Origin of the sequence: Thauera phenylacetica B4P (assembly GCF_000310225.1) — a bacterium.
GTDB classification, from domain to species: Bacteria; Pseudomonadota; Gammaproteobacteria; order Burkholderiales; family Rhodocyclaceae; genus Thauera; species Thauera phenylacetica.
Genome location: NZ_AMXF01000204.1, coordinates 1 through 7260 on the forward strand (window position 1 = coordinate 1; position 7260 = coordinate 7260).

At 70.8% G+C, this 7260-nt stretch carries 7 protein-coding genes and 1 pseudogene; 6 read left to right on the forward strand and 2 right to left on the reverse strand.

The features are described from left to right. Positions 1 to 884: DUF8744 domain-containing protein (locus tag C667_RS18135; protein ID WP_004374039.1), on the forward strand; the 884-nt coding region annotated here is incomplete at its 5' end. Between the two features lie 204 nt (positions 885 to 1088). After that, positions 1089 to 1565, forward strand: coding sequence for a DUF411 domain-containing protein (locus C667_RS18140; RefSeq protein ID WP_004374041.1), 477 nt, complete (start codon positions 1089 to 1091; stop codon positions 1563 to 1565). Between the two features lie 11 nt (positions 1566 to 1576). Here C667_RS18140 and C667_RS18145 read toward each other — a convergent pair whose 3' ends face one another. Further along, positions 1577 to 2620, reverse strand: a complete 1044-nt coding sequence (locus tag C667_RS18145; RefSeq protein ID WP_004374043.1) for an RNA methyltransferase — start codon at positions 2618 to 2620, stop codon at positions 1577 to 1579. Positions 2621 to 2736: 116 nt separating this feature from the next. On the opposite strand from C667_RS18145, the gene C667_RS18150 reads away from it, so the two are divergent. From C667_RS18150 to C667_RS18160, 3 genes are read left to right on the forward strand one after another with little or no spacing between them, the layout of a single operon-like run. After that, positions 2737 to 3588, forward strand: coding sequence for an AAA family ATPase (locus C667_RS18150; protein WP_004374046.1), 852 nt, complete (start codon positions 2737 to 2739; stop codon positions 3586 to 3588). Positions 3589 to 3604: 16 nt separating this feature from the next. Then, positions 3605 to 4987 carry an EAL and HDOD domain-containing protein gene (locus tag C667_RS18155; protein WP_004374048.1) on the forward strand — a complete coding sequence of 461 codons (1383 nt, stop codon included), beginning with the start codon at positions 3605 to 3607 and terminating at the stop codon, positions 4985 to 4987. Between the two features lie 23 nt (positions 4988 to 5010). Beyond that, positions 5011 to 6189 (forward strand): vWA domain-containing protein, encoded by a 1179-nt coding sequence (locus tag C667_RS18160; RefSeq protein ID WP_004374049.1) that lies wholly within the window; start codon positions 5011 to 5013, stop codon positions 6187 to 6189. A gap of 123 nt (positions 6190 to 6312) precedes the next feature. Here C667_RS18160 and C667_RS18165 read toward each other — a convergent pair whose 3' ends face one another. Next, complete coding sequence (locus tag C667_RS18165) at positions 6313 to 6816, reverse strand: MarR family winged helix-turn-helix transcriptional regulator (RefSeq protein ID WP_039922121.1); 504 nt, start codon at positions 6814 to 6816, stop codon at positions 6313 to 6315. A gap of 167 nt (positions 6817 to 6983) precedes the next feature. On the opposite strand from C667_RS18165, the pseudogene C667_RS25815 reads away from it, so the two are divergent. Next, positions 6984 to 7260 (forward strand): annotated as a pseudogene (locus C667_RS25815) (hypothetical protein); the annotation flags it as partial.

Genomic DNA, 7260 nt, shown 5'->3' on the forward strand with positions numbered 1-7260 from the left:
ACGCCGGACCGGCCGCCGCCGGCGCGGGCGGCGTGCTGCTGCTCGCCGGCGGCCCGCTGCCTGCGGCGCAGCTCCTCTTCCTGATCGCCGCCGCGACCCTGCTCGGCGGCGGCATCGTGGTGGTGCGCCGCCAGCTCGCGCTGTTCACCGTGATGCTCGCGGTGGGCGCGGCGTGCTGGCTGCTCGGCACCCTGGTGTGGTGGGCGGGCGGCAACGTGCACGCGGCCGTGCCGCTGTGGCTCGCCTTCCTGGTGCTGACGATCGCCGGCGAACGCCTGGAGCTCACCCGCTTCCTGCCCGCACGCCCGACCGCGGCGCCGAGCTTCGTCGCGCTCAGCGCGCTGATCCTCGCCGGCGCCGTGCTCGCGCCGATGCACGAAGACCTCGGCCACGGCCTCTTCGCCGCCGGCGTGCTGGCGATGGCGGCCTGGCTGCTGGTGTTCGACATCGCCCGCCACAACGCCCGCCAGCAGGGACTGACCCGCTTCATCGCGATCTGCCTGCTGTCGGGCTACGTGTGGCTGGCCCTGGGCGCGCTCGCTGCGCTCGGCGACGGGCTCGCGCCCGCATCCCCGCTGCACGACGTCACCATGCACGCGATCACGCTCGGCTTCGTGTTCTCGATGGTGTTCGGCCACGCCGCGATCATCTTCCCGGCGGTGCTGAAGGTGAAGATCCCCTACCACCCCGCCTTCTACGTGCCGCTCGCGCTGCTGCACGCCTCGCTCGCGCTGCGCGTGGCGGGCAGCCTGCTCGAGCTTCCTGCGCTGCGCAGCTGGGGCGGGATCGCGAACGCGCTGACCCTGGCGGTCTTCATCGCCACCATGGTCGTCAGCGTAATCCGCGGCGGGCGCCCGCCGGCGCGCCGGCGGCGCACGGGCTGAGACCGCAAGCTACGACGCCGCACCCGATTACATTTTCGTAAGCATGCGCCGGCGCGGGCCGGCGACGGCACAATTTCGCCATCGAGACCTCGCCCAGCCGCCGCCTGCCCGCACGGGCCCCGCTTCGCGTGCGCGTCGGCGCCGGAACCCCGCGCCGCGCGCCCTGGTCCGATCCCTTGTGAAACCTCCCGGGAACCCCGCACCATGAACCGCATCCCCCGCCCCGCGCTCTTGCGCAAGCTCGCTCGCAACCTCTCCACGCTCGCCTGCGGCGCTGCGCTCGGCCTCGCCGCGCCCGCCTTCGCCAGCCCGGACGAGGTCGTCATGTACAAGGACCCCAACTGCGGCTGCTGCGGCAAATGGGCCGAGCACATGCGCAGCGCCGGCTTCGCCGTGAAGGAGGTCGCGAGCGCGCGCATGGACCTCGTGAAGCAGGAAGCCGGCGTGCCCGAGGCCCTCGGCTCCTGCCACACCGCGAAGGTGGCCGGCTATGTCGTCGAGGGCCACGTGCCCGCGGCCGACGTGCGCCGCATGCTGGCGGAGAAGCCCGCGATCCGCGGCCTCTCCGCGCCCGGCATGCCGCTCGGCTCGCCCGGCATGGAAGGCCCCTACCCCGCCGAACGCTACGACGTGGTGAGCTTCGATGCGCAGGGGCGCCGCGCGGTGTTCTCGAAGCACTAGGGCGCGAAGCGCTACGCGGTCGGCCGCGCGCCGCGCAGCGCCTCGCGGCGCACGAAGGCGAGTCTGGCCTCGCGCGCGCGCAGCTGCCCGCAGCCGCCGTCCACGTCCTGGCCGGCAGACTGCCTCAGCTTGGTGAGGATGCCGGCGCGGTGCAGCCGGCGGGCGATCTCCGCCGCGCGCTCCGCCGCCGGGCGGCGGTAGTCGAGCCCATCGACGCGGTTGAAGGGGATCATGTTCATCACCGCATACTTGCCCGCGAGCAGGCGGACGATGCCCTCGAGCTCGTCCTCGCCGTCATTCACCCCCTCGATCAGCGTCCATTGGTACTGGATCGGGTAGCCGCTCGCGCGCGCCCACGCCTCGCCGAACTCGACCAGCTCGGCCGGGTCGATGCGCGGGGCGCGCGGCAGCAGCTCGGCGCGCAGCGCCGCGCGCGTGGTGTGCAGCGACAGCGCCAGCGCCGGCTTGACCCGCATCTGCGGCAGGCGCTCGAAGACGCGAAGGTCGCCGACGGTCGACAGCACGAGGTTCTTGTGCGGCACCGCGCCCTCGGTGCCGAGCAGCTCGATGGCGTCGACCACCGCGTCGAGGTTGTGCGCGGGCTCGCCCATGCCCATGAAGACCACCTTGTGCACCCGGCGCAGGCGGCGCGCGAGCGCGACCTGGGCGACGATCTCGCCGCTGTCGAGCTGGCGCAGCAGGCCGTCCTTGCCGGTCATGCAGAACACGCAGCCTACCGCGCAGCCGAGCTGGGTGGACACGCACAGGCCCTCGCGCGGCAGCAGCACGCTCTCGACCGCCTGGCCATCGGCGAGCTCGACCAGCAGCCGGATGCCGTCCTCGCCAGGGTGCTCGGAGCGCACGCGGGCCAGTGCTCCGAGTTCCGCCTCGAGCTCGGGCAGTGCAGCCTGCAGGGCCTTGGGCAGGCGGTTGGATTCGGTGCGCGGGCCGGCGTCGAGCGCGTGTCCCTGCAGCCAGGCGCGCAGCAGGCGGGCCTCGTGGCTGGGGCGGGCGCCGAGCGCACGCAGGTGCTGGCGGAGGAGTTCGATTTCCATGGCGCGCGATGCTAGCACCCGAAAAGGGCAGGCACACCCGGAATCGACGCCCGATCGGCTGCCCACCCGCTGCCCCCGGCCCTATAATCGCTCGCATCCGACACGAGGAATGCCGCATGACCGCACTACGCTTCGAAGGCGCCCAGGACTACGTCGCCACCCCCGACCTGATGCTCGCGGTCAACGCCGCGATCTGCCTGCAGCGCCCGCTGCTGATCAAGGGCGAGCCGGGCACCGGCAAGACCATGCTCGCCGAGCAGGTCGCTTCCGCGCTCGGGCTGCCGCTGCTGCAATGGCACATCAAGTCGACCACCAAGGCGCAGCAGGGCCTCTACGAATACGACGCGGTGTCCCGCCTGCGCGACTCGCAGCTCGGCGACGACCGCGTCAAGGACATCGGCAACTACATCGTCAAGGGCGTGCTGTGGCAGGCCTTCGAGGCCGAGCAGCCGACCGTGGTGCTGATCGACGAGATCGACAAGGCCGACATCGAGTTCCCCAACGACCTGCTGCGCGAGCTCGACCGCATGGAGTTCCATGTCTACGAGACCCGCCAGACCATCCAGGCGCGCCACCGCCCGATCGTCTTCATCACCTCGAACAACGAGAAGGAGCTGCCCGACGCCTTCCTGCGGCGCTGCTTCTTCCACTACATCCGCTTCCCCGACCGCGACACGATGCAGCGCATCGTCGACGTCCACTTCCCCGGGCTGAAGAAGGCGCTGCTGACCGAGGCGATGGAGGTCTTCTTCGGCCTGCGCGATATCGCGGGCCTCAAGAAGAAGCCCTCCACGTCGGAGCTGATCGACTGGCTCAAGCTGCTGGTCGCCGAGGACATCCCGCCCGAGGCGCTGCGCAGCGCCGACGGCAAGACGGCGATCCCGCCGCTGCACGGCGCCCTGCTCAAGAACGAGCAGGACATGCACCTGTTCGAGCGCCTGGTCTTCATGGCCCGCAACAACCGCTGAGCCGGCGCGAGCCGCCATGTTCCGCGCCCTGCTCGGCTGGCTCTTCGGCCGCAAGCATCCGGCTTCGCTCGCCACGCCGAGCGAGGCGGACGGTTTTCGCCGTCTCCAGCGCGAGGCGCCGCTGCGCACCGAGGAGGCGCCCGCAAGCACGGCCGAGGCCGGCGCGACCTTCCTGTGCCGCGAGGCGGTGCTCGGGCGCAACCAGCGTATCGCCGGCTACCAGTTCATGCTGCAGGAGGCGACGCGTGCGCGCATCCGCCACAGCAGCCGCAAGATCCACCATGTCTACGCCGAAGTGCTGGTACGCAGCCTGGTCCATGCCGACATCGGCGAGCTGCTCGGCGAGCGCCTCGCCTTCATCGACCTGCCCGACTCCTTCCTGTCCCACCCCAGCCTCGCCGCCCTGCCCGCACGCAACATGGTGATCGTGCCTACCGTGTTCGCCGATGCCGGCGCACCGGAGCCTGCCGCGCTGCATGCCACCGTGGCGGGGCTGCGCGAGCGCGGCTTTCGCCTCGGCCTCGCCGACCCCAGCGTGGTCACCGAACTCGCCCACCTGCTGCCGCAGGCCGAGTTCATCGTCGCCCAGGCCGAGGGCCTCGACGCCCGCCGCGGCCTCAAGCTCGGCAACATCGCCCTCGAGGTCGCGCACGACGCGCGCCTGGTCGTGCGCGGCCTGCCCTCGATCGACGACTTCCGCTTCTGCTACAAGCTCGGCGCCAGCCTCTTCCAGGGCCCCTTCATCACCAGCCGCGAGGACTGGAGCGCGCGCGAACCAGGCCCCAACATCGCGCGCATCGGCGCCCTGATCGCACGCCTGCGCGCGGACGCCGACACCCGCGAGCTCGCCGGGCTGCTAAAGCACGACGCCGCGCTGTCGCTGCGCCTGCTGCGCTACATCAACTCCGCGGCCAACGCCCTGCCGCAGCCGGTGTCCTCGATCGAGCACGCACTCGCCCTGCTCGGCCGCGAGAAGCTGCAGCGCTGGCTGATCCTGCTCGCGTGCACCGTGGACAAGGCCGAGGGGCGCGGCGGCGCGGCGCTCGAGACGGCGCTGGTGCGCGGCCGCATGATGGAGCTGCTCGGCGCCGGTCGCGCGGCGGCCGAATGCGATGCGCTCTTCCTGGTCGGCCTGCTGTCGCTGATCGACGTGATCCTGCAGGTGCCGCTCGACAAGGCGCTCGCCCCGCTCGCGCTCGGCGCCGGCATCGACGCCTCGGTGCGCGGCGAGGGTGGCCCCTACCAGGCCCTGCTCGCGCTCGCGGTGGCATGCGAACGGGGCGCGGATCGCGCAGCAAGCGACCTCCAGGCCACCGCCGCGGCCTGCGGCATCGCCCCCGAGCAGGCCTCCGAATGCCACATGCAAGCGCTGTCCTGGGCGATGCAGATCCAGGACTGACCGCGCCCGAAGGGACCCCTGCCATGCTGATCGACTTCTTCCTGCACCTCAAGACACGCAAGCTGCCGGTGTCGACACGCGAGTTCCTCACCGTGCTCGAGGGCTTGCGCGACCACGTCTGCGGCCCTTCGCTCGACGACTTCTACTATTACGCGCGGCTGTGCCTGGTGAAGGACGAGTCGCTCTACGACCGCTTCGACCAGGCCTTCGGCGAATATTTCAAGGGCGTCACCGCCCTCCCCGGCCTGGAGGCCGACCTGCCCGAGGACTGGCTGCGCGCGATGGCGAGGAAGCACCTCTCCCCCGAGGAGCGCGCCAAGCTCGAGAAGCTCGGCTGGGACAAGCTGATGGAGGAGTTCCGCAAGCGCCTGCAGGAGCAGAAGGGGCGCCACCAGGGCGGCAGCAAGTGGATCGGCACCGGCGGCAGTTCGCCCTTCGGCAACAACGGCACCCACCCCGAGGGCATCCGCGTGGGCGGCGAGTCCGCCGGCAACCGCACGGCGGTCAAGGTGTGGGACAAGCGCGAGTTCCGCAACCTCGACGACTCGGTCGAGCTGGGCACGCGCAACATCAAGGTCGCGCTGCGCCGGCTGCGCCGCTTCGCCCGCCAGGGTGCAGCCGAGGAGCTCGACCTCGACGGCACCATCGCCGCCACCGCGCGCAACGCAGGCTGGCTGGACCTGATGATGCGCCCCGAGCGCCACAACGCGGTCAAGGTGCTGCTCTTCCTCGACGTCGGCGGCTCGATGGACGACCACGTCAAGGTCTGCCAGGAGCTCTTCTCCGCCTGCCGGCTGGAGTTCAAGCACCTCGAGTACTTCTACTTCCACAACTGCGTCTACGAGGGCGTGTGGCGCGGCAACCGCCGCCGCCACAGCGAGCGCACGCCGCTGCTCGACGTGATCCACAAGTACGGTTCGGACTACAAGCTGATCTTCGTCGGCGACGCCACCATGAGCCCCTACGAGATCCTGCACCAGCATGGCTCGGTGGAGCACATGAACGCCGAGGCGGGCGCCACCTGGCTGCGCCGCCTGCTCGACGCCTATCCGGCGGCGGCCTGGCTCAACCCCGAGCCCGAGCGCCTGTGGCCTTATCGCCAGTCGATCGGCATCCTCGGCCAGATCATGGGCGAACGCATGTACCCGATGACGCTCGACGGCCTGGCGCGCGCGATGCAGGCCCTGTCGCGCCGGCACTGAGGGCGCCCACGCCGCGCTGCAAAAAAAGCGGCGGCCACGAGGGCCGCCGAATCTGCTGTCCGCACGGGGCGGTCACTTCATCTGAAGCACGGTCGAGGCAGACCGCCCCGGGCGGACTGCCGTTCATTCGGTGAAGGGCAGCGGCTGCATGCCGAAGCCTTCGTCGAGATTCTTGATCTGGCGCAGCAACTTCTCGAGCTCGCTCTGCAGGCTGGCGAGCCCCTCGTCGTCCATCAGGCGCAAGGCCTCGGGCAGCACGCCGCGTGCAGGTGAAGGCGCGCGCGCCAGCAGCGCCAGCCCCTCGTCGGTCAGGTACAGCCGCACCACGCGCTGGTCTGCGCTGGTGCGCTCCTTGCGGATCAGCCCCGAGGTCTCGAGCCGGTCCACCATGTTCGAGGTGGTGGACTGGTGCAGCGCCATCCGGTTGGCGAGCTCGCCCACGCGCAGCCCGGGCGCCTCGCGCAGCTCCTGCAGCGCCCACAGCTGGGCACCGGTGACGCCGCTCTGGCGCTCGATCCACTGGGAGTGCCGCTGCGCGGTGCGGATGAGGATCCGGAAACGCTGCAGCACCGACAGGGGGGTCGCCGGAGCCACCGGCTTCTTCACTTTCTGTTGCGTTTCCGCCATTCGAGTCTCGCTGGAACTATATTTACGCAAACAATGATTGTCAAAAAAACATCACGTCGTGCAACGACGCGTATGGTAGCGGTATCGTTCGTTTTTCGCATGTGCAGCATTGCAGAAATGCCTTTGAAAATGCTGCCAACGTCCACCTCGCCGGGAAGGAATCCCGCATGGCAGCAAAGACCCCGATGAGCACCGCACCGGACCCCGCCCCCCCTGCGCAGCTCGATGCTGCGACGGCTGCGGCGCCGCCTGCCGAGACAAGCGTCTCGCCGGCTCCCCAGGCGAGCGACCGGCCGGCTCTCGAGACGGGCGAATCTCCACCTCCCGACGCGAGCGACTCGCGGACGCCCGAGGCGAGCGAATCGCCGACGCCCGAGGCGAGCAGCCCGCCCACCGCGGCGGGCATCGCCGCGCGCGGGCGCGCCTTCGCCCGCCTGCTGCGCG

Excerpts from the sequence above, each read along its gene's own strand:
- C667_RS18140 (WP_004374041.1), top strand. The coding sequence starts at position 1,089 with ATGAACCGCATCCCCCGCCCCGCGCTCTTGCGCAAGCTCGCTCGCAAC.
- C667_RS18145 (WP_004374043.1), bottom strand. The coding sequence starts at position 2,620 with ATGGAAATCGAACTCCTCCGCCAGCACCTGCGTGCGCTCGGCGCCCGC.
- C667_RS18150 (WP_004374046.1), top strand. The coding sequence starts at position 2,737 with ATGACCGCACTACGCTTCGAAGGCGCCCAGGACTACGTCGCCACCCCC.
- C667_RS18155 (WP_004374048.1), top strand. The coding sequence starts at position 3,605 with ATGTTCCGCGCCCTGCTCGGCTGGCTCTTCGGCCGCAAGCATCCGGCT.
- C667_RS18160 (WP_004374049.1), top strand. The coding sequence starts at position 5,011 with ATGCTGATCGACTTCTTCCTGCACCTCAAGACACGCAAGCTGCCGGTG.
- C667_RS18165 (WP_039922121.1), bottom strand. The coding sequence starts at position 6,816 with ATGGCGGAAACGCAACAGAAAGTGAAGAAGCCGGTGGCTCCGGCGACC.